This is a genomic window from Micromonospora sp. NPDC005257 (genome assembly GCF_042872445.1).
Taxonomy (GTDB): domain Bacteria; phylum Actinomycetota; class Actinomycetes; order Mycobacteriales; family Micromonosporaceae; genus Micromonospora.
Genome location: NZ_JBIAKL010000002.1, coordinates 305171 through 329169, shown reverse-complemented (window position 1 = coordinate 329169; position 23999 = coordinate 305171). Strand labels below are relative to the sequence as shown.

General features: G+C 74.1%; 5 protein-coding genes. 4 read left to right on the top strand and 1 reads right to left on the bottom strand.

The features are described 5' to 3' along the window. The first annotated feature begins 52 nt into the window (after nt 1-52). Complete coding sequence (locus ACFYO8_RS04995; protein ID WP_387256824.1) at nt 53-14902, top strand: SDR family NAD(P)-dependent oxidoreductase; 14850 nt, start codon at nt 53-55, stop codon at nt 14900-14902. Next, on the top strand, nt 14899-21465 hold the full coding sequence (locus ACFYO8_RS04990) for an SDR family NAD(P)-dependent oxidoreductase (RefSeq protein WP_387188796.1): 6567 nt from the start codon (nt 14899-14901) through the stop codon (nt 21463-21465). Before ACFYO8_RS04995 ends, ACFYO8_RS04990 begins: the two co-directional genes overlap by 4 nt. Nucleotides 21466-21571: 106 nt before the next feature. On the opposite strand, the gene ACFYO8_RS04985 is transcribed toward ACFYO8_RS04990, so the two are convergent. Beyond that, complete coding sequence (locus ACFYO8_RS04985; protein WP_354874914.1) at nt 21572-21793, bottom strand: DUF5988 family protein; 222 nt, start codon at nt 21791-21793, stop codon at nt 21572-21574. A gap of 272 nt (nt 21794-22065) precedes the next feature. On the opposite strand from ACFYO8_RS04985, the gene ACFYO8_RS04980 reads away from it, so the two are divergent. Together ACFYO8_RS04980 and ACFYO8_RS04975 are read left to right on the top strand one after the other, a co-directional pair. Continuing rightward, on the top strand, nt 22066-23100 hold the full coding sequence (locus ACFYO8_RS04980) for an ATP-binding cassette domain-containing protein (protein WP_387187623.1): 1035 nt from the start codon (nt 22066-22068) through the stop codon (nt 23098-23100). A 58-nt stretch (nt 23101-23158) separates the two neighbouring features. Continuing rightward, nucleotides 23159-23995: an ABC transporter permease gene (locus ACFYO8_RS04975; RefSeq protein WP_354874910.1), complete on the top strand. Its 837-nt coding sequence runs from the start codon at nt 23159-23161 to the stop codon at nt 23993-23995. Nucleotides 23996-23999: the final 4 nt, after the last annotated feature.

Here is a 23999-nt window from a genome sequence, read left to right as displayed (position 1 = left end):
GTGAAACCGGTGCGGGACAGCGGAAAGTCAGTGTAGGGAAGGGTCTTCTGTGATGGCTGAACGGTCGTCGAGAACCGCGCACGATTCGCCGATCGCCGTCGTCGGTGTGGGCTGCCGATTTCCCGGTGGCGTCCGCGACCTGTCCTCGTTCGGGGCGGTGCTCCGGTCCGCCACCCCTGTCTTCCAGGACGTGCCGGCGACCCGCTGGAACCCGGCCGACGCCGGCGCGGACACGGCCGGCCGCGTCGGCGCCTTCCTCGACGACATCGACCGGTTCGACGCCTCCTATTTCGGGATCTCCGCGCGCGAGGCCGGCGCGATGGACCCGCAGCAGAGGCTGATGCTCGAGGTGGCCTGGGAGGCCATGGCCGACTCCGGGCGGCCCGCGCAGGCGTGGGCGGGCACCCGCACCGGGGCGTACTTCGGGGTGTTCACCCACGACTACGCGACGCTGCACACCAAGACGCTCGGAGTCAGGGGCATCGGGCCGCACTACGGCAGCGGAACCGAACTCAGTTTCGTGGCGGGCCGCCTGGCGTACACCTTCGACCTGCGCGGGCCCATGGCCTCGGTGACCACCGCCTGCTCCTCCTCCATGCTCGCCGTGCACCTCGCCGCGCAGAGCCTGCGGTCCGGGGAGAGCGACGTCGCCCTCGCCGGTGGCGTCAGCCTCATGATCACGCCCGAGCTGAGCGTCTTCATGGGCCGCATCGGTGCGATCTCGCCGACCGGGCGGTGCCGGCCGTTCGCGGCGGACGCCGACGGCATCCTGCGTGGCGACGGGTGCGGTGTCGTCGTTCTCAAGCGCCTGTCCGACGCCCTCGTCGACGGGGACCGGATCTACGCGGTCATCCGGGGGTCCGCCGCCAATCACGACGGCCGCAGCCTCGGCATCACCGCCCCGAACGGTCTCGCCCAGACCGAGCTGCTCCGCTCGGCGCTCGACACCGCGGCGATCGGCCCGTCGGATGTCGACTACGTGGAGGCCCACGGCACCGGAACCCCGCTCGGCGACCAGGTCGAGCTCATGGCGCTGGACCAGGTGTACGGCAGCGGACGCGGTCCGCACCTCCCACCGCTCTACGTGGGCTCGAACAAGGCGGTGTTCGGGCACACCGACAGCGCCGCCGGCATCGCCGGTCTCCTCAAGGGCCTGTGGGTCGTCAACGCGCGGGAGGTGCCCGCCCAGCCCGATCCCGGCCGGCTCACCTCGGCGGTCGCCTGGGACTCCGGCACGCTGGCGGTGCCCACCGGCGCGGTCGACCTCACCGCGCTGGGCCGTCCGGTCCGCGTCGGGGTCAGCTCCTCGGGGCTCAGCGGCACCAACCTTCACCTGATCATGGAGGGTGTCGAGTCTGCCGACGTCCCGCACGAGGACGACCGGCCGGTGGGTCCGCATGTGCTGCTGGCCTCCTCCTTCCACGAGCACCACCTGGCCGGCCAGGTCGCCGCGATGCGGGAACGGGTGGTCGACGCCTCGGGCGGACTGGGCGACCTCGTCGCCTCCGCCGCCACGCGGCGCACACACGAGCGGCACCGGTTCGCCGCCGTCGCGGCGGGACCTGACGAACTGGTGGCGGCCCTCGGTGAGTTCGAGGAGGTGCCGGACGGCACCTACGTCGGCGACGTCGATCCCGATGCCGCCCCCGACCCGGTGTTCGTGTACTCCGGCCAGGGCGCGCAGTGGGCGGGCATGGCGGTCGACCTGTACGAAGTCTCGCCCACGGTGCGCGCGGTGCTCGACGAGTGCGACGCGTTGATCCGGCGCGACGCGTCGTGGTCGCTCATCGACGAACTACGCGCCGACGCCGGGCTCGACCGGCTTGCCCGCACCGACGTCGCCCAGCCCGCCCTCATGGCCGTGCAGACGGCGGTGACGAGCTGGCTGGCCGACTGCGGCGTACGGCCCGAGGCGGTGGTCGGACACAGCGTCGGCGAGATCGCCGCGGCGCACGCCGCGGGCGTGCTCTCCCGTGCCGACGCGGTGCGGCTGGCCGTCCGGCGTGGGCTGATCCTCCAGGAGACGGCCGGCCGGGGCGCCATGCTCGCCGTTCGCTCGGACCCGGAGACGGTCCTCCAGACGCTGGCCGACACCGGGCTGCCGGTGGTGGTCGCCACGGTCAACGGACCGGCGGCGGTCGTGCTGAGCGGACCCGGCGACGCCATCGCCGCCGCGGCCGCGCTGCTCGAGGAGCGCGGTCTGCGGTGCAAGCGGCTCTCCGGCGACTACGCCTTCCACAGCCCGGTGGTGGCCGAGTGCGGTCCCCGGCTGCGGGCCGCGCTGGCCGGCCTGACCACCGCCGAACCCACGGTGCGGCTGATCTCCAGCGTGCTGCCGGACGAGCCGGACGTCCGCTTCGACGCCGGATACTGGGCGCGGAACCTCACCGACCCGGTGCTGCTGTGGCCCGCTGTCGACCGGCTGCTCGCCCAGGGCGACCGGGCCCTGGTCGAGATCGGCCCGCACCCGACGCTGACCCGCCCGTTGGCGGACGCCGTCCGGCACCGGCAGCGCCGGGGGCCGGTGGTGGCCACCCTGCGACGTGGTGAGCCCGGGCTGCTGGCGCTGTACAAGACGGTCGCGCGGCTGCACGTCGACGGCGTCGACGTGGACTGGGCGAGCATCACCGGGACGCCGGGCCGGTACCGGACCCTGCCGGTGCCCTCCTGGGGCGGTGACCGGCACTGGCTGCCCGGGATCGAGGTCGGCGAGCAGGGGCGCGGCCCGGCGGAGGCGCCCGCCGCCCGGGTACGCCCGAGCCCGCTCGACGATCCGGCGGGGGAGGCCGTCGCCACCCGCAGGCGGCCGGTGGACCGAGGGCCGCTGGGGCGGGTCGAGAAGCACGTCGCGGCGGTCCTCGGCCTCTCCGACGGCCAGCCGCTGGCGCGGCGTCGCGGCCTGTTCGACCAGGGGCTGGACTCGCTCACCGCGCTTGAGCTGCGGGACCGGCTGGCGGCCGAGTTCGGCCTCGAACTGCCCACGACGCTCATCTTCGAGAAGCCGACGATCGAGGCGCTCGCCGCGTTCCTGGCGCAGGCCGCACCGGACGCCGACGGCCGGGAGCAGGTGACCCTGCCGGACGGCCGGTCCGGCCGGGCCGTCGGCAGCGAGCCGGCGGACGACGCCGTGGCGGTGATCGGGCTGGCCTGCCGGCTGCCCGGCGCGAACTCCCCGGAGCAGTACTGGACGCTGCTGACCGAGGGCCGCAACGCGGTCCGCGACATGCCGGCCGCCCGGCGGGCGGACCCGGCCTGGGCCGAGGCCGCCCCCGACGTTCCGCTGCGGGGCGGATTCCTCGACGCGGTGGAGGGGTTCGACGCGGAGTTCTTCCGCGTCTCCCCGCGTGAGGCCAGGTCGCTCGATCCCCAGCAGCGCCTGCTCCTGGAGGTCGCCTGGGAGGCGATCGAGGACGCCGGGCAGCCCGTCGCCGCGCTGGAGGGGCGGGCCGTCGGCGTCTACTGCGGCCTGAACACGGCGGACTACCAGCAGTTGCTGACCCGGGACATGGCCGACGTGGACCACTTCTTCGGGACCGGTACGACCTTCGCCGGGGCGGTGGGCCGGCTGTCGTACTTCCTCGCCTTGAGCGGCCCCAGCATCGCCGTCGACACCGCGTGCTCGTCGTCGCTCACCGCCGTCCACCTGGCGTGTCAAGGGCTGCGGCAGGGGGACTGCGAGATCGCCGTCGTGGGCGGGGCCAACGTGATCGTCGCCCCGACGGTGTCGGTCTCCATGTCGGGCGCCGGCGCCCTGGCCCCGGACGGGCAGTGCAAGACCTTCGACGACGCGGCCGACGGTTACGGCCGGGGCGAGGGCGCGGTGGCCCTCGTCCTCAAGCCGCTCGCCGCCGCGAAGCGCGACGGTGACCGCGTCTACGCGACGATCCGCGGCACCGCTGTCAACCAGGACGGCGCCACCGGCGGCATGACCGTGCCCAACGCCTCCGCGCAGGTCGCCGTGATCAGGCGGGCGGTCGAGGCGGCGGGGTGGGCGCCGCACGAGGTCGACTACGTCGAGGCCCACGGCACCGGCACCCCCCTCGGCGACCCGATCGAGGTGCGCGCCCTGGCCGAGGCGCTGGGCCCCGGGCGGACGGCGGACGAATCCCTGCTGATCGGCGCCGTCAAGGCCCGCATCGGGCACCTGGAGGCGGCGGCCGGCGTCGCCGGGCTGCTCAAGGTGATCCTCGCGCTGCACCACGGTGAGCTTCCGCCGCATCCGTTGAACCGGCCGTCGACGCACATCGACTGGGAGCGGATCCCGGTCTCGGTGGTGACCGAGCGGCGGCGCTGGCCGCAGCGGGACCACCCGCGCCGGGCGGGCGTCAGCGCGTTCGGGTTCAGCGGCAGCAACGCCCACGTGGTCGTCGAACAGCCACCGGAACTCCCGGAGCCGGCGGCGGCCGCGCCCCGCTGGGCGCCCTACGTGCTGATGGTCACCGCGGCGGCGGAACCGGCCCTTCGCCGGGCCGCCGGACGCCTCGCCGCCCGGCTGCGGCACGCGCCCGCCGATCTGGACGACGTCGTCTTCACCGCCGCGTACCGCCGTACGTGGCTGGGCAACCGGCTCGCCGTCGTCGGCCGGGACGCCGCGGCCGTCACGGCGGCCCTGGAGGCGGCGGCGCGGGGCGACCACACGCCGGCCGTACGGACCGGGCAGGTACCCGACGGCACGGTGCGCACCGTGGCGTTCTGGTACCGCGCCGAACCACCGGCCGCCGCCCTCCGCGACCTGCTGGCCGAGATACCGGAGTACGCCGACACGGCGCGCTCGTGCGCCGAGCGCCTCACCGTCCTGACCGGCGCGACGGTCGACCCGTTCGGCGAGCCGCCGTCCGATCTCCCGGCTGCCTACCTGCTGTGCCACCACGTCGCGGCGGCACGGCTGTGGGCCTCCGTCGGGCTGGCACCGGAGGTGGTGATCGGCGAGGGGCCGGGCCACGTGGGCGCCGCCTGGGCGGCTCGCCGCCTGGACCTCGACGACGCGCTGCGCGTGGCCGCCGGGCAGGCGTCCGGTGTCGTGCTGCGGCCCGGCCACGTACCGGAGTCTTCGGCGGACGGCGCCGCGCCCGCCGAGACGGCCGAGGACCTGGCCGCTCGCGCATCCGGTCGGGCCGACGCCGAAGCCTCGCGGAGCCTCGGCGACGACCTCACGGCCGCGGGCGTGGACGTTCTCCTCGACATCCTGCCGCGGGACCTGCCCGAGGAACTGGCCGGCCGGTTCGGGGTGGAGACCGACGCCGCCGACCTGCCCGAGCGGTTCACCGGCACCGCCGCCGAACTCTTCGTGAGCGGCGCCGCCGCCGCGCCGGCCGGGTTCTCGCGCCGGCCGGTCAGCCTGCCCGCCTATCCGTGGCAGCACACCCGGCACTGGTATCGCGAGGCCCCGGAGCCGGCCGGCGACCAGCCGGCGGTGCCGTTGACGCTGTCGGCCGCCAGCGTCACGGGACTGCGGGCCCGTGCCGTCGCGCTGCGCGACCTCGCGAGGCGCGTCCCGGAACCCGGCCTCCCGGACGTCGCGTCCGCCCTCGCCGCCGTGCCGGGCCCGGCCGGACACCGCGCCGTCGTGCTGGCCGGCGACACCGGGGGCGCCGACGAGGGACTGACCGCCCTCGTGGAGGGCCGGACGGCGGCGAACCTGATCCAGGGCACGGTCGGGGACGACCCGAGGACCGCGCTGGTGTTCCCGGGGCAGGGCGCACAGTGGCAGGGCATGGCCGCCGAGCTGATGGCGGCCGAGCCCGTCTTCGCCGAGCGGATGCGCGCGTGCGGGGAGGCGCTGGCCGAGTTCACCGACTGGTCGCTCAGCGCGGTGATCGGCGGCGAACCGGGTGCCGCGCCGCTGGACCGGGTCGACGTCGTCCAGCCGACGCTGTTCGCCGTGATGGTCTCGCTGGCCGACCTCTGGCGCTCCCACGGGGTCGCGCCGGCCGCCGTGGTGGGCCACTCGCAGGGCGAGATCGCCGCCGCGTACGTCGCCGGTGCGCTGTCGCTGCGCGACGCGGCCCGGGTGGTGGCGTTGCGCAGCGCGGAACTGTCCCAGCTGTCCGGCCAGGGCGGCATGGCCTCGATCGCGGTCGGCGTGGACGTGGCCGTCGGCCTGCTGGACCGCTTCGCCGACCGACTGTCGATCGCCGCGATCAACGGCCCCGCCAGCGTGGTGGTGGCGGGTGACCTCGACGCGCTGGACGAGCTGGCGGCCGTCTGCGAGCGCGCCGGCCACCGGTTCCGGCGGGTCGACGTCGACTACGCCTCGCACTCGCCGCACGTGGAGCAGATCCGCGACCGGCTCGGACACGTCCTCGCCGGGATCAGGCCGCGCGCCGGGCAGGTGCCGTTCTACTCCTCGGCCACCGGCGGGTTGCTGGACGGCGGCGAACTCGGTCCGGACTACTGGTACTTCAACCTCCGCCGGCGGGTGCGGTTCGACGAGGCGGTCCGCGCCCTGCTCCAGGACGGTCACGACCTGCTCATCGAGTCGAGCCCGCACCCGGTGCTCGTGCCGGCGGTCGAGGAGACGATCGAGGAGACGGGCCGCCGTGCGCGGGCCCTGGGCACGCTGCGCAGGAACGACGGCGGCACCGGACGTCTGCTCGTCTCCCTCGCCGAGGCCTACGTACACGGTGCCGACGTCACCTGGCCGTCGGTCCTCGCCGGGCACGAGCCGGAGCCGACCGTCCTGCCGGATCTGGCCGGCCACGAACTCGACGCCTGGCGCTATCGCATCGACTGGCGCCCCGCCACCGAGCCCGCGGCGCCGTCGCTGGGGGGAACCTGGCTGGTCCTGGCCCCCCACACCGGCCCCGGCCGCGACCACGCCCGGGTCGTCGAGGCAGCCGTCTCCGCGCGGGGCGCGGAGGTACGCCGGCTGACGCTGGACCCCGCCGTCGACGGCCGGGACCGGGCCGCCGAGCTGTTGCGGAGTGAGGGCGTCGCGGACGCGGCCGGTGTGCTGTCGCTGCTGGCGATGGACGAACGCCCGCACCGGGATCTCCCCGACGTGCCCGCTGGCACCTCCGTCACCCTGGCGCTCGTGCAGGCGCTCGGCGACGTGGGCGCCGACATTCCGCTGTGGCTGCTCACCAGCGGCGCGGTCCAGGTGGACGGGGACGACCCGGTGTCGCCCGTACAGGCCCAGGTGTGGGGCATGGGGCGGGTGGCGGGTCTGGAGTCTCCGCAACGCTGGGGTGGGCTGATCGACCTGCCCGCCGAGCCCGGTGCGGACGCGCTCCGGTGGCTGGGCACGGTGATCGGCGGCGGCCTGGGCGCGGAGGACCAGGTGGCGTTGCGGGACGGTGGCGCGTACCTGCGGCGCCTGGTGCACGACCCCGTGGCCGACCTGCCCGTGGACCGGCCCTGGCGACCGCACGACAGCGTGCTGATCACGGGCGGCACCGGCCGGCTGGGCCGGCGCCTGGCCCGCTGGTTCGCGGCCTGCGGCGCGCCGCACATCATCCTCGTCGGCCGGCGGGGCCGGTACGCGCCGGGCGCCGCCGACCTCGAGGCGGAGCTGGTGCGCTCCGGCGCGTCGGTGACGCTGACGGCCTGCGACGTGACCGACCGCGAGGCGATGGCCGCCGTGTTGCGGTCGGCCCGGTCCGCGGGACGGCCGGTGCGCACCGTCGTCCACACGGCCGTCGTCCCCGAACGCGACCCGCTGTCCGAGACGACGCCGGCCCAGTTGGCCACCGCGCTGCACGCCAAGGTGACCGGGGCGCAGGTGCTGGACGAGTTGCTGGGTGAGGACTGCGCGGACACGGTGGAGTCCTTCGTCCTCTACTCGTCCGTCGCGGGTGTCTGGGGCGCGGCCGACCACGGCGTCTTCGCCGCCGCCGACGCCCACCTGGAGGCGCTCGCCGTGCGGCGCCGGGCCAGGGGCCTGGCGGCTACCTGCGTGGCCTGGGGTGTCTGGAACCCGTTCGGCGAGCCGGACGACGACCCGGCGATGCTCGAACTGCTCGCGAGCCAGTCGGAGCGGCAGGGCCTGCCGCTGCTCGACCCGGAGCAGGCGCTGCGGGCCCTGCGTCAGGTCCTCGACCGCGACGACACCTCAGTGGTGGTCGCCGACGCGGAGTGGGACCGGTTCGCCGCCCTGTTCACGGCGGCCCGCCCGCGGCCGTTGCTCGACGAGTTGCCGGAGGTGCGGGCCGCCGCCGGTGCCGACGGGCAGGGCGTGGACTCGGGCAGCGCCCTCGGCCGGCTGCTGGCCGGCGTGGCCGAGTCGGAACGCGCCTGGGTGGTGCTCGACCTCGTCCGGACCGAGGCGGCGGCTGTCCTCGGGTACGCGCGCGCCGCCGACGTCGACCCCGACCGTGCCTTCACCGACATGGGCTCCGACTCCGTCACCGCCGTCGAGTTCCGCACCAGGCTGAACGCGGCCACCGGGATGCGCCTGTCCGCGTCCGTCGCGTTCGACTATCCCAACGCCGCGGCCGTCGCCGACCATCTGCTCGAACTGGCCCTCGGTGAACTCACCGCGCCGGCCGCCGAGCCGGTGGAGACGCCGGCTGACGAGGGCGAGCCGGTGGCGATCGTGGGGATGGCGTGTCGTTATCCGGGGGGTGTGGTGTCTCCGGAGGGGTTGTGGCGGTTGTTGGTGGAGGGCCGGGACGCGGTGGGCGGTCTTCCGGAGGATCGTGGGTGGGATCTGGGGTCGTTGTTTCATCCGGATCCGGATCGTTCGGGGACGTCGTATGTGCGTGCGGGTGGGTTTCTGGGTTCGGTGGGGGATTTCGATGCGGGGTTCTTCGGGATCTCTCCGCGTGAGGCGTTGGCGATGGATCCGCGTCAGCGTCTGTTGTTGGAGACGTGTTGGGAGTTGTTCGAGAACGCCGGTGTCGACCCGGGAAGCCTGAAGGGCAGCCGCACGGCGGTGTTCGTCGGCGCCAACCCCACTGACTACGTGACGGCGTCGGCGCAGGTGCCGGAGTGGGCCGAGGGCTACGCCGCGACGGGGAGCACCGGCAGCGTGATGTCCGGGCGGCTGGCGTACGTCTTCGGCCTGGAGGGCGCGGCGATGACGATCGACGCCGCGTGCTCGTCGTCGTTGGTGGCGCTGCACCTGGCCGGCCAGGCGCTGCGCTCGGGTGAGTGCACGATGGCGGTGGCCGGCGGCGCGGCGGTGATGGCCAGCCCGAAGGAGCTGATCGAGTTCAGCCGGCTGGGCGCACTGGCCCCCGACGGGCGGTGCAAGGCGTTCGCCGCCGGCGCCGACGGGATGAGCCTGGCCGAGGGCGTCGCGCTGTTCCTGGTGGAGCGGCTCAGCGAGGCCAAGCGCAACGGCCACCAGGTGCTGGCGGTGATCCGCAGCTCCGCGGTCAACCAGGACGGCGCCTCGAACGGGCTGACCGCGCCGAACGGTCCCTCTCAACGGCGGGTGATCCAGTCGGCACTGGCGCGGGCCGGCCTGACGGCGTCGGACGTCGACGTGATCGAGGCGCACGGGACAGGCACCTCGCTGGGCGACCCGATCGAGGCGCAGGCGCTGCTGGAGACCTATGGGCAGGGGCGTACCGCCGACCGGCCGGCGCTGCTGGGGTCGGTGAAGTCGAACATCGGCCACACCCAGGCGGCCGCCGGTGCGGCGGGTGTGATGAAGATGGTCCTGGCGATGCGGCACGGGTTGGTGCCGGCCACCCTGCACGTGGACGAGCCGAGTGAGCACGTGGACTGGTCGTCGGGTGCGGTGCGGCTGGTGACCGAGGCGGTGCCGTGGCCGGAGACGGGCCGCCCCCGTCGGGCCGGTGTGTCCGCCTTCGGCATGAGCGGTACGAACACCCACATCATTCTCGAACAGGCGCCGGCCGACGATCCGGATCCGGTGGTGGACGCGACACCCGCTCCCATCACCACCGACGCGGCTGCGGCGTTCGCCACTGACGCGGCCGCGGTGCCGTTGCCGGTGTCGGCGTCCTCCCCGGCCTCGCTGCGCCGGCAGGCCACGAGACTGCGCCGGCTGCTGGAGGGCGACCCGGGTCTGCGTCCGCGCGACGTCGGCTGGAGTCTCGCCACCACCCGGGCGATGCTGCCGTACCGGGCGGTGGTGCTCGGCTCGGACCGGGACGACCACCTCGACCTGCTGACCCGGCTCGCCGTCGACGAGCCGGGGCCGGGGCTGGTCCAGGGCACGGCGCAGCGCAAGCCGCGTATCGTCTTCGTCTTCCCCGGGCAGGGTGGTCAGTGGCCCGGCATGGCAGCGGAACTGCTCGACTCCTCCCCGGAGTTCGCCGAGTACATCGGCGAGTGCGAGCTGGCCCTCGCGCCACACACCGACTGGTCGCTGACCGAGGTGCTCCGCCAGGTGGACGGCGCACCCACCCTGGACCGGGTCGACGTGGTGCAGCCCGCCCTGTTCGCGGTGATGGTGTCGCTGGCCCGCCTGTGGCAGCACCACGGCGTGCACCCGGCAGCCGTGGTCGGCCACTCCCAGGGCGAGATCGCCGCCGCGTACGTCGCGGGCGTGCTGTCGCTCGACGACGCCGCCAGGGTGGTGGCGGTACGGTCGGCGGCGCTGTCCCGGTTGACCGGCGCCGCCGGGATGGCGTCGGTGCAGGCCGACGAGGACCAGGTCACGGCACTGCTCGAACCGTGGCACGGACGGGTGACCGTCGCGACGGTGAACAGCCCCGCGCAGGTCGTCGTGGCGGGCGACATCGACGCCTTGGACGGCCTGACCGCCGAGTGTGAACGGCGCGGGCTCAGGATCCGGCGGATCGAGGTCAGCTACGCGTCCCATTCGCCGCAGGTCGAGCCGATGCGCGACGAGCTGCTGGCCGAACTGGCCGGAATGACGCATCAGCGCGCCCGCGTGCCGTTCTACTCGGCGGTGACCGGGGAGCCGCTGGACACCAGCACGCTGGACGCCGAGTACTGGTACCGGAACCTGCGGGAACCCGTGCGGTTCGCGCGCGCCGTCCGGAAGCTGCTCGACAACGGCTTCACCATGTTCGTCGAGGCGAGCCCGCACGCGGTGCTGACCGGCGCGGTGCTGGACACCGCCGCGTCGGTCGACGGTACGGCCGAGCCGGTGACGGTGGGCTCGCTGCGGCGTCAGGAGGGCGGCCCGACCCGCTTCGCCACCTCGCTGGCCGAGGCCTGGGTGAACGGCGCGGACCTGGACTGGGCCGCGCTGATCCCCGGAGGTGCGCGGGTGGCGTTGCCGAACTACGCCTTCGACCGGCAGCGTTACTGGCGGGATCAGCAGCCGACCGCCGTGGACCCGGCGGCCCTGGGGGTGACGGCCCCGGACCATCCGCTGCTCGGCGCCGCCGTGGAACTCGCCGACAGCTCCGGCCTGGTCTTCACCGGGCGGCTGTCGGTCCGTACCCGGCCCTGGCTGGCCGACCACGGGGTGAACGGGGTGTGCCTGCTGCCCGCGGCCGGGTTCGCCGAACTGGCCCTGCGGGCCGGCCGGGAGGCGCACCGTCCCCGGATCGAGGAACTGACGCTGGAGACGCCGCTGATCCTGACGGGTGAGGACGCGGTGAGCATCCAGCTGGTGGTGGGAGCGCCCGACGACGCGGGACACCGGCCACTCGCCGTCTACACGCGACCCGAGGCCGGCGACGGTGAGCCGGCCGGCTGGACACGTCACGCGTCGGTGGTCCTGGCCGCCGCCGGGCCGCCCGTCGCGGACCGGATGGTCACCTGGCCCCCGCCCGGCGCGGAGCCGGTGCCGACGGACCCGGAGTCCTTCTACGCGGCGGCGGAGGCGGAGGGCGGCTACGGCTACGGGCCGGCGTTCCGCGGGCTGCGGCGGGCGTGGCGGCACGGCGACGACGTGTACGCGGAGGTGTCGCTGCCCGCCGGGGTCCGCGACGAGGCGGACCGGTACGGCGTGCACCCGGCCCTGCTCGACGCGGCGCTGCAGGCGATGCTGTTCAGTCCGGCCGGCGGACCGGGCGGCGTTGACCGCGGGACGGTCCGGCTGCCGTTCAGCCTGACCGGCGTGTCGCTGTTCGCGCCCGGCGCGCGGGACCTACGGGTACGCGTCTCGCCGATCGCCCCCGACACGGTCCGGATCACCGCTGCCGACGAGACGGGCGTTCCCGTCCTGGCGATCGAGCGGCTGGTCTCCCGGCCGGTGCCGGCCGGTCAGCTCACCCCGGCTGCGGACCCGGCCGACCGGTCCCTGTTCGCCGTGAACTGGGCCGAGCTTCCCGATCCCGGACGGCCGGTCGCGCAGCGTTGGGCACTGCTCGGCCCGGATCCCCTCGGCCTGGCGGTAGGGCTGCTCGCGTCCGGTATCACCACCGATCGCCATCCCGATCTGGCCGCCCTGCTCGCTGGGGTGGCCGGCGGCGCGGAGTGTCCCCGTACCGTGGTGCTGCCCGCCGCTGCGCCGGCGGGCGCCCGGTTGCCCGAGGCGGCCTTCGACCTGGCCGGCGCGGTGCTCACCGATGTGCAGGCATGGCTGGCCGACCGGCGGACGGCGGACGCCCGCCTGGTCGTGGTGACCCGGTCGGCGGTCCCGGCCGGTGTGGCCGGGGAGGTGCCCGACCTCGCCGCGGCGCCGGTGTGGGGTCTGCTCCGCTCGGCGCAGACCGAGAATCCGGATCGGATCGTGCTGGCCGACGTGGACGGGCCGGACGGCGTGCCCGCGCTCGCGGCGGCGCTGGCCGGCGACGAGCAACAGATCGCGGTACGGCGTGGCGCGGTGCTGATTCCCCAGATGGAGCCCCTGCCCTCGGCCCGGCACGGGCTGACCGCGCCGCCCGGCGGCCGGTGGCGGCTCGTACCGGATCGGTCCGGGGTGCTCGACGCCATGTCCCTCCAGCCGTGCCCCGACACCGCGACGCCGCCGGCGTCCGGTCAGGTGCGGGTGCGGCTGCGGGCGGCCGGTGTCAGCTTCCGCGACGTCATGGTGTCGCTCGGGATGTCCCCCGGCGGCGGTGACTTCATCGGCGGCGAGGGCGCCGGCGTCGTCCAGGCCGTCGGTCCCGACGTCGCGGGGCTCAAGCCCGGCGACCGGGTGACGGGGATGATTCCCCGGGCCTTCGCCACCGAGGCGGTGACCGACCACCGTTGGCTCGTCCCGATCCCGGACGACTGGTCCTACGAGGAGGCGGCCTCGATCCCCTCCGTGTTCCTGACCGCCTACTTCGCCCTGGTCGAGACGGTCGGGCTGGGCGCCGGCCAGCGGGTCCTCGTGCACGCGGCGACCGGCGGCGTCGGTATGGCGGCCGTCCAGATCGCCCGCAACCTGGGTGCCGAGGTGTTCGCCACGGCCAGCCCGGCAAAGCACGACGTCCTCCGGCGGCTGGGCCTGGACGACGACCACATCGGCTCGTCACGCGACGCGAGTTTCGCCGACCGGATGCGCGAGGCCACCGGCGACGCCGGAGTCGACGTCGTCCTCAACTCGCTCACCGGCGAGCTCGTCGACGCGTCGCTTCGCCTGGTGGCCAAGGGCGGGTACTTCGTCGAGCTGGGCAAGACCGACGTGCGTGACCCGGAGCGGGTCGCCGACACGTACCCGGGGGTCGTCTACCGGCAGTTGGACCTGGTGCGGGACGCGAGCCCGGAGCTGATGCGGTCGATGCTCGACGACGTCGTCGGGCTGCTGCGCGACGGAACCCTGACGCCGCTGCCCACCCGGAGCTGGGACGTCCGCGACGCGCCGGAGGCGTTCCGCTTCATGGCGCAGGCCCGGCACGTCGGAAAGCTGGTCCTCACCATCCCGCCCGTTCCCGACCCCGAGGGCACGGTCCTGATCACCGGCGGCACCGGGACGCTGGGCGGGCTGGTGGCCGGGCACCTGGCCGGCACCTGGGGAATGCGCAGCCTCGTCCTGGCCAGCCGTCAGGGCGCCGCCGCGGCGGGCGCCGAGCAGTTGATCAGCGAGCTCACCGCGTCGGGCGTGGACGTACGGGTCGCCGCCTGCGACGTCGCCGACCGCGACGCGGTGGCACGACTGCTGGCCGACATCCCGGAGGATCGTCCGCTCACGGCCGTGGTGCATCTCGCGGGCGTGCTGGACGACGTGGTGTTCACCTCCCTGACCGGGCAGCGGCTGGAGGCGGTCCTGCGACCGAAGATCGCTGCCGCCGCGTACCTCGACGAACTGACCCGGGACCTCGACCTCGGGATGTTCGTCATGTTCTCGTCGGCCGCCGGAGTGACAGGCAATCCCGGGCAGGCCAACTACGCCGCCGCGAACGTGTTCCTCGATTCGCTGGCGGCGGCCCGGCGGGCCCGCGGCCAGGCCGGCACCTCGATGGCCTGGGGCCTGTGGGCACCGGACAGCGGGATGACCGGCACGCTCGACGAGCGTGGCCGGGAGCGCCTGGCCCGGGCCGGTGCGCAGGCCATGCCCGTGCCCGTGGCCCTCGCGTTGCTCGACGAGGGCGTCGAGTCGGGGCAGCCGCTGGTCGTGGCCGCGCGGCTCGACCGCGGCGCGCTTCGCGTCCAGGCCGACGAGGGGTCACTGCCCGCGGTGATGCGCCGGCTCGTGCCACGCGGCCGGCCGGCGCACGCCGCGACCGAGACCGGGACCTCCGCCGGGCTCGCCGACCAGCTCGCGGGGATGGGGCCGAGCGAGCGGGCCCAGGCGCTCCTGAACGTGGTCAGGAAGCACGCCGCCGCGGTCCTGGGCCACGCCTCGCTGACCGCGCTGGACGCCGATCGTGGCTTCCTCGACGTGGGCTTCGACTCGCTGACGGCCGTCGAACTGCGTAACCGGCTCGCCGCGGCCAGCGGGCTCCGGCTGCCCGCGACGCTCATCTTCGACTGCCCGACACCCGCCGAACTCGGACGCTGGCTGCACGAGCAGCTCTTCCCGGCGGACGAGACGGAGCAGACGACTGACCCTGCCGCCGACCGAGCCGATGCCGACGACGTCGACGCGGTGGACGACATGGACCTGGACGAACTGATCCGCGCCGTGCACAGCACCCGGGAGTGAGGGCTCAGATGAGTGCATCGATCGAACAGGTGACCGGCGCGCTGCGGGAATCGGTCAAGGAGATCCGCCGGCTCCGCCTGCGCAACGACGAGTTGGAGGCGAAGCTCGGCGAGCCGGTGGCGATCGTGGGGATGGCGTGTCGTTATCCGGGGGGTGTGGTGTCTCCGGAGGGGTTGTGGCGGTTGTTGGTGGAGGGCCGGGACGCGGTGGGCGGCTTTCCGGAGGATCGTGGGTGGGATCTGGGGTCGTTGTTTCATCCGGATCCGGATCGTTCGGGGACGTCGTATGTGCGTGCGGGTGGGTTTCTGGGTTCGGTGGGGGATTTCGATGCGGGGTTCTTCGGGATCTCTCCGCGTGAGGCGTTGGCGATGGATCCGCGTCAGCGTCTGTTGTTGGAGACGTGTTGGGAGTTGTTCGAGAACGCCGGTGTCGACCCGGCGGGCCTGAAGGGCAGCCGCACCGGTGTCTTCGTCGGCGCCGGCCCGTCGGACTATCCGCAGGGCGTCGAGGGTTACGTCGTCACCGGCACCACGCCGAGCGTGGTGTCGGGGCGGCTGGCGTACGTCTTCGGGCTGGAGGGCCCGGCCGTGACCGTCGACACGGCATGTTCCTCGTCGCTGGTGGCGCTGCACCTGGCCGGCCAGGCGGTGCGCTCGGGTGAGTGCACGATGGCGGTGGCCGGCGGCGTGTCGGTGATGTCGAGCCCGAAGGTCTTCGTCGAGTTCAGCCGGATGCGTGCGCTGGCGCCCGACGGGCGCTCCAAGGCGTTCGGGTCGGGGGCGGACGGGTTCGGGTTCGCCGAGGGCGTGGGCCTGCTCCTCGTCGAGACCCTGTCGGACGCCCGGCGCAACGGACACCCGGTGCTCGCCGTCATCCGGGGCTCGGCCACGAACCAGGACGGCGCGTCGAGCGGGCTGACCGCGCCGAACGGCCCCTCGCAGCGGCGGGTGATCCGGGCGGCCCTGAAGCGGGCCGGCCTGACGGCGTCGGACGTGGACGTGGTGGACGCGCACGGCACCGGCACGTCGCTGGGCGACCCGATCGAGGCGCAGGCGCTGCTGGCGACCTACGGCCAGGGTCGCGGCGAGGCGGGCCGACCGTTGCTGCTGGGTTCGGTGAAGTCGAACATCGGCCACACCCAGGCGGCCGCCGGCGCTGCGAGCGTGATGAAGATGGTCCTGGCGATGCGGCACGGGCTCGTGCCGGCCACCCTGCACGCGGACGAGCCGAGCGAGCACGTGGACTGGTCGTCGGGCGCGGTGCGGCTGGCCACCGAGGCGGTGCCGTGGCCCGAGGCCGGGCGGCCGCGGCGGGCCGGCGTGTCCTCCTTCGGCATCAGCGGCACGAACGCGCACCTGATCCTCGAACAGGCGCCGGAGCCGGAGCAGCCGCCGACCGGGCCCCGGGCCGGCGACGAGACGTTCGGCGCCACGACTGTGTCCTGGGTGCTGTCCGGGCGAGGCGCGGACGGCCTCCGCGGGCAGGCCGCGCGGCTGGCGCAGTTCGTGGCGGACCGGCCGGACCTGGAGGCCCGGGCCGTCGCCGACGCGCTGGTCCGACGCTCGGCACTGTCGCACCGGGCGGTGGTGCTCGGCGCCACCCGCGGCGACCTGGTAGCCGGGCTGCACGCGCTGGTCGCGGAGCAGCCCGCGCCGGGGCTGGTCCAGGGCACGGCACGGGTGCGGACGGGTGAGGCGGTGCTGGTCTTCCCGGGGCAGGGATCCCAGTGGGCGGGGATGGCGCTCGGTCTGCTCGCGGCACCGGTGTTCCGCGACCGGCTCGCCGAATGCGACAGGGCGCTGGCGCCGTTCACCGGCTGGTCGGTGCACGACGTGCTCCGTGCCGCACCCGGTGCCCCGGATCTGGACCGGGTGGACGTCGTCCAGCCGACGCTCTTCGCGGTCATGGTGTCGCTGGCCGCCCTGTGGCAGCACGTGGGCATCGTGCCCGCCGCGGTCGTCGGGCACTCGCAGGGTGAGATCGCGGCCGCCTGCGTGTCGGGTGGACTGTCGCTGCGGGACGCCGCGCGGGTGGTGGCGCTGCGCAGCCGCGCCCTGGGCGCGCTGTCCGGGCGCGGGGCGATGGCGTCGCTGGCGCTGGGGCCCGAGGAGGCCGAGGCCCGGCTGCGCCGGTGGGAGGGTCGGCTGGCCGTCGCCGTCGTGAACGGCCCCGGATCGGTGGTGGTGTCGGGCGACACCGACGCGGTGGCCGAACTGGTGGCGGAACATGAGAACTCCGAGGTGCGGGCACGCCGCCTTCCGGTCGACTACGCGTCGCACTCGCCGCACGTCGAGCGGATCCGCGACGACCTGCTGGCGCAGTTGAAGGACGTCACCGCCGGCCCGTCCCGGATCCCGTTCTATTCGACAGTGACCGGCGGCCAACTGGACACCGCCGAACTCGACGCCGACTACTGGTACCGCAACCTCCGGCAGCCGGTACGCCTCGACACGGCCACGCGGAGTCTGCTCGACCGCGGGTACGGGCTGTTCGTCGAGGTGAGCCCACATCCGGTGCTGACCGTCGGACTGGAGGAGACGATCGCTGCCGCGGACGCCTCGGCGGTCGTCGTCGGAACGCTGCACCGGGATCGTGGCGACGGGGACGACTTCGTCGCCTCGGTCGCCCAGGCTTACGTCACCGGCGTGCCGGTCGCCTGGGAGAAGGTGCTCGGCCCGCCCGGCGACGCCGGCGTCCGCCTTCCGTCGTACGCCTTCCAGCGGCGGCGCTACTGGCAGGACCCGGTGGTGCCGTCCCGGGACGTCCTCGGTCGGGTCGGGCTGCGGGCGAGCGAGCATCCGATGCTCGGTGCCGCGGTGGACGTCGCGGGCGACGGTGCCGTGGTGCTGTCCGGCCGCGTCTCGTTGCAGGCCCACCGGTGGCTCGCCGACCACCGGGTCGAGGGCCAGGCGCTGCTTCCCGGCACGGCGTTCGTGGAGTTCGCGCTGCGGGCGGCGGCGGAGACCGGCTGCCCTGGGATCGAGGAGCTGACCCTGGAGGCTCCGCTGGTGATTCCGCCGGAGGGCGCCGTCCAGGTGCAGGTGGTGGCCGGCGCGCCGGACCAGACGGGCAAGCGCCCGGTGACCGTGTACTCCCGGGCGGAGGAGGGCTCCCTCGACGGCGAGTGGACCCCCCACGCGGCCGGCGAGCTGGCCGGTTCGCCCGACACCGAGGACTTCGGCGACCTGGCGCACTGGCCGCCGGTCGGCGGGGAGGCGGTGCCCTCGGATCGGATCTACGCGGAGTTCGCGGAGCGCGGGTACGGCTTCGGGCCGGCCTTCCGAGGGATACGCCGGGCCTGGCGGCGCGGCGACGACATCTTCGCCGAGGTCGGCCTGCCGGCCCAGCAGCGCGGGGAGGACGCGTCGTTCGGCATTCACCCCGCCCTGCTGGACGCGGCCGCGCAGGCGGCGGGCCTGCTCGTCGCGGAGGCGGGCGCGGAGAGCGCGGAGATCCTGCTGCCGTTCGTGTTCAGCAAGGTGGCCCTGCTGACGACCGGCGTGACGGACCTGCGGGTCAGGGTACGGCGGATCGGCCCCGACCGGGTGGCGTTGACGGCCGCCGACCTCGACGGGCGTCCCGCCGTGTCGGTGGGCACCGTCGTCGTGCGACCGGCGTCGAGCGGGCATCCGCGTGCCGCTGCGGGGGCGCTGCGGGACTCGCTGTTCCGGCTCGCCTGGGCGCCGGTGACCCGGCCCGGGACCGAGCCGGCAGCGCTGCGATGGGCGATGCTCGGTCCGGACGGGACGGCCCTCGCCGATCGGCTCGGCGACCGCGGGGCGATCGTCGACGGGTACCCCGACCTGGCCGGGCTCCGTTCGGCGGTCGCGGACGGCAGGACCGCGCCGGACCTGGTGGTGTGGACCGTCCCCGAGCCCGTCGGGGCCCCTGATCCCGCCGCCCACGTCCGGGCGGTCACCGTGGCCGCGCTGGCGGTGCTGCAGGAGTGGCTGGCGGACGACCTGGGTGTCGAGCGCCTGATCGTCAGGACCCGGGGTGCCGTCTCGACTCCGACCGGGCGGGCCGACGTGAACCCGGCCTCGGCCGCCGTCTGGGGGCTGGTGCGTACGGCGCAGACGGAGCATCCCGGCAGGTTCCTGCTGGTCGACGACGGCACCGGCCGGGACGACGCCGGCTCCGGTGAGATCTGGGCGGCGTTGGCGGCCTGCGACGAACCTCAGCTCGCGGTGCGCGCCGGTGAGCTGCTGGCGCCGCGGCTGGCCCACGTCGAGGGGGGTGACGGTCTGCTGCCGCCGGCCGGGGCGGGCGCGTGGCGCCTGGCGCTCACCGACGCCCGGACCCTGGAGGGCCTGACGCTGGCGGAACACCAGCCACCGGCCGGTCCGCTCGGCCCGCTGGAGGTACGGGTGGCCGTGCGCGCGGCCGGCCTCAACTTCCGTGACGTCGTCACCGCCCTCGGCATGGTGCCCGGTGAGACCGACCTGGGCAGCGAGGGCGCCGGGATCGTCACCGCCGTCGGAAGCGACGTGCCGGACCTGGTGGCCGGCGACCGGGTCCTGGGCTTCTGGACCGACGCGTTCAGCCCGGTCGCGGTGACCGACCACCGGCTCCTCGCCAGGATGCCCGAGGGATGGTCGTTCGAGCAGGCCGCGTCGGTGCCGGTGGCCTTCCTCACCGCGTACTACGGGCTGTTCGACCTGGCCGGCCTGCGCGCCGGGCAGTCCGTGCTGGTGCACGCCGGCGCCGGCGGGGTCGGTTCGGCGGCGATCCAGCTGGCCCGGCACCGCGGGGCCGACGTGTTCGCGACCGCGGGCGAACCCAAGTGGCCGGTGCTGAGGTCGGCCGGTCTGGACGGCGCGCACATCGCGTCGAGCCGGAACCTGGACTTCGAACGGCAGTTCGCCGAGGTGACGGCCGGGCAGGGCGTCGACGTGGTGCTGAACTCGCTGGCCGGTGACTTCGTGGACGCGTCGCTGCGGCTGCTGCGGCCGGGCGGGCACTTCGTCGAGATGGGGAAGACCGACATCCGCGAACGCGCGGAGGTCGCCGCCACGCACCCGGGGCGCGACTACCGGGCGTTCGACCTGCGCGAGGCGGGACCGGACCGGATCAAGGAGATGCTGGCCGAGATCCTCGACCTGTTCCGCGCCGGTGCGCTCGAGTTGCCGCCGCTGACCACCTGGGACGTACGCGACGCGGTGGCCGCGTTCCGCTTCATGAGCCAGGCGCGACACGTCGGCAAGATCGTGCTGACCGTTCCGCGGCGTCCGGATCCCGAGGGGACGGTGCTCGTCACCGGCGGCACCGGGACACTCGGCGGCCTGGTGGCGCGTCACCTCGCGAAGCAGGGCGCGAAGCATTTCCTGCTGCTCAGCCGGCGCGGCCCCGACGCGCCCGGCGCCGAGGCGCTCGGCGCGGAGCTGGCCGAGTCGGGCGCCCGGGCGACGATCGTGGCCTGCGACGTGGCGGACCGGGCGGACCTGGCCCGGGCGCTTGCCTCGGTGCCGGCGGAGCATCCGCTGACCGCCGTGGTGCACGCCGCGGGAGCCCTCGACGACGGCGTCCTGCCCTCGCTCACCCCGCACGCCATCGAGACGGTCATGCGGCCCAAGGTCGACGCCGCCCTGCACCTGCACGAACTCACGGCGGACGCCGACCTCACCGAGTTCGTGCTCTTCTCCTCGGGCGCGGGGCTGACCGGTGCGCCGGGGCAGGGGAACTACGCCGCCGCGAACGTCTTCCTCGACGCGTTCGCCAGTCGACGCCGGGCCGCCGGCCTGCCGGCGACCTCCATCGCGTGGGGCCTCTGGGCGGAGACCAGCGAGTTGACAGCCGACATCACCGGCTCGCATCGCGCGCGCATCTCCGGCTATCTCGTTCCGCTGACGACCGAACAAGGGCTGGCCCTCTTCGACGCCGCGCGTAGTTCCGCCGAGCCCGTACTACTGGCATCCGCCGTTCGCGCCGACCGGCTGCGGTCCCTGGCCCGCGACGGCTCGCTACCGTCGCTGTGGCGAGGGCTGGTGAACACGCCGCTCCAGCCGAGGCTGACGTCGGCGGACCCCGCCGCCGGCCTGGCCCGGCAGCTGGCCTCGCTGAACGACAGCGAGCAGCAGGAGTTCCTGCTCCATCTGGTCCGGTCGCACGCCGCCGCGGCGCTGGGCGGAGGTGACCCGGAGGCGCTGGACCCGACCAGCCCGTTCCGCGACTTCGGTTTCGACTCGCTCACGGCCGTGGACCTGCGCAACAGGCTCGGCAACGCGACCGGTTGCCGGTTCCCGGCGACGCTGGTCTTCGATCATCCCAGCCCGGCCGAACTCGCCGACCACCTACGACTGACGCTCACCGCCGAGGCGGCACCCCGTCCGGAACCGGTGCTCGACGAGATCGAGCGTCTGGAGAAGGCGCTCCTACGCAGCGGCCCGGCGGAGGACCAGCGGGACGCGATCAACCGGCGACTCCAGGCACTGCTGGACCGGTGGCACGAGGCGTACCCCGGGAATCAGCCGGGGCGCGAGACGGCGCAGGTGGTCCTCGAATCCGCCACCGATGACGAGCTGTTCGCGATCATCGACGGCCGGCGGCCCGAGGGCGGTGACTGAGGGGAGGTGACGGCGCGGCGGTGCCGGTGACCACGAACGCCGACGGTCGTGGTCACCGTGAGAAGGCCGGCGGGTGGGCCGGTGCTTCGCTGCGGAGGCGGTCCGGTCACTCGGCCACGTAGGTGCTGCCGGTCCAGGTGAACACGGAAAGGTCGCCCAATCGGTGCTGGATGACCTCGGGCGTGCGCCGGAAGTGCTCGTACCGGTTGCCGTTGAGCACTTTGACGATCTGCTCGGAGTCGGCAGTGGAACGTATCTGGGCGGTTTCCGGAAAGTTCGCCGTCGGGCACCCGAGGAGAATTGTGTTCGGCCTGCTCTCGATGGTCATGTGAATTCCTTCCGGGCGGGGCGGCCGGGGAACCGGACGCGGCACTCGGCCGGCCGGAACGCGCCGAACCTGCGGGCATCGGAGAAGGTTCGTGTTCATGATGAGGCAGCCGGTTCGGTAGGGGTAACCCCTATTCTCACCATCCGACCGGGACGTACTCCCCGCCGCCTTCGCCGCCGCCCGACTCCTGCTCGCAGCGGAAATGTCATCGCCGACGGCCGATCAGGCCCGGCGGGCGGATCTCGGCTGGACAGTTTCCTCGCACGGCTCGAATGGATAGGGTTGGAGGCATGTCCCGGAATGGCGCAGATGAAAGTCTTTCGGTGGTCGAGACACGCGGCCTGACCAAGGTCTATGGGGAAAAGCGGGCGCTGGACGGAATCGACCTCACGATCGGCCGTGGCCAGGTATTCGGGCTCCTCGGCCCCAACGGGGCCGGCAAGACCACCATCATCCGCATCCTGACGACACTGGCCCGGCCGGACGGTGGCACCGCCCGCGTCCTCGGTCACGACGTCACGACGCAGGCGGACGCCATCCGGGCCCGGGTCGCGGTGACCGGCCAGTTCGCCTCCCTGGACGAAGACCTGACCGGGTACGAGAACCTGCAGATCCTCGGCCGGCTCCACGGACTGTCCCGGTCGGCCAGTCGACAGCGCGCCGACGAGCTGCTCGCCGCGTTCGACCTGACCGGCTCGGCCGGCCGTCCGGTGGGCGTCTACTCGGGCGGGATGCGTCGTCGGCTCGACATCGGGGCGAGCCTGATCGTGACTCCGGACCTGCTGTTCCTCGACGAGCCGACCACCGGCCTGGACCCACACAGCCGGAACCAGGTGTGGGATCTGGTCCGGCGGATCGCCGCGGTGGGCACCACGGTCCTGCTCACCACGCAATACCTGGAAGAGGCCGACCAGCTCGCCGGGCAACTGGCGGTCATCGACCACGGCCGGATCGTGGCCGAGGGCACGAGCGCCCAACTGAAGTCGCGGGTCGGCTCCGGCACTCTGCGGCTGCGGCTCGTCGACGGCGAGCAGCGCCCGCAGGCGCAACGGATCCTCGCCGACACCGTCGCCGGGACGGTCCGGCTCGACGCCGACCCCCTGGCCCTGTCCGTCGTGCTGACCGGCACGGCCGCCGCGACGGAGGTCGGCCGCCTGGTCGGGCAGGCCATGACCCGACTCGCGGACGCCGGGGTGGGCGTCGCCGATCTGTCCCTCGGCCAGCCCAGTCTGGAAGAGACGTTCCTGGCCCTGACGGGCCACGCGGCCGACCCGTCCACCTCCGAGCTTCAGGACGCGGCACCGTGAGTGTCAGTGTTCCCCGCCGCAACCCAGGTGCAGGATCGAGCGAAGTCGAGGTAGCCCAGTGAACGCCGCCGCCCCCGTCGCGCCGGACGCCGACCGGATCGACCGCCTGCTGGCCGCCGGACGGCAACGCCGCCGTGCCGGTGCCCTCGCCGCGTCCGCCACCTTCGGCAGGCGGGCGATACTCAAGGTCAAGCACGATCCCAAGCAGGTCGTGGACTCGGCCGCCATCCCGATCCTGTTCACCGTGCTGTTCACCTACCTGTTCGGCGGTGCGATCAGCGGCACCACCGGCGACTACCTCATGCAACTCCTGCCCGGCGTGCTCAGCATGAGCATCGCGATCGTCACCATGTACGGCGGCGCCCGCCTCGCCCAGGATCTGCGCAGCGGGTCCTTCGACCGGTTCCGCGCCCTGTCGATCTGGCGCGGGGCCTTCGTGCTCGGGGGCCTCTTTTCCGACGCCCTCCGCTATCTGTTCGCCTCTGCCATCGTGCTGGTCCTCGGCCTGGTCATGGGCTACCGCCCCGACGGCGGCGCGATCGGCGTCATCGCCGCGGTGGCTCTGGTGGTCGCCTTCGGGCTCTCGCTGTCGCTCGTGTGGGCCGCTGTGGCATTGCTCCTCCGGGACCCGGCCGTCGTGATCAGCATCGCCAACGCCGTGCTGATCCCGCTCTCCTTCGCCAGCAACATCTTCGTGCAGCCGGCCACGATGCCCGGCTGGCTCCAGGCCTTCGTCGACGTCAATCCGCTCAGCCATGTCGCGACAGCGGCCCGGGCGCTGATGAACGACACCGGCGATGCCGGCGGCGCGGTCACCTGGTCCCTGGTCCTGACCGCCGTGATCGCCCTCGTGTTCGCGCCGATCACCCTCCGTCTGTACGGCAGGCAGGACTGAGCAC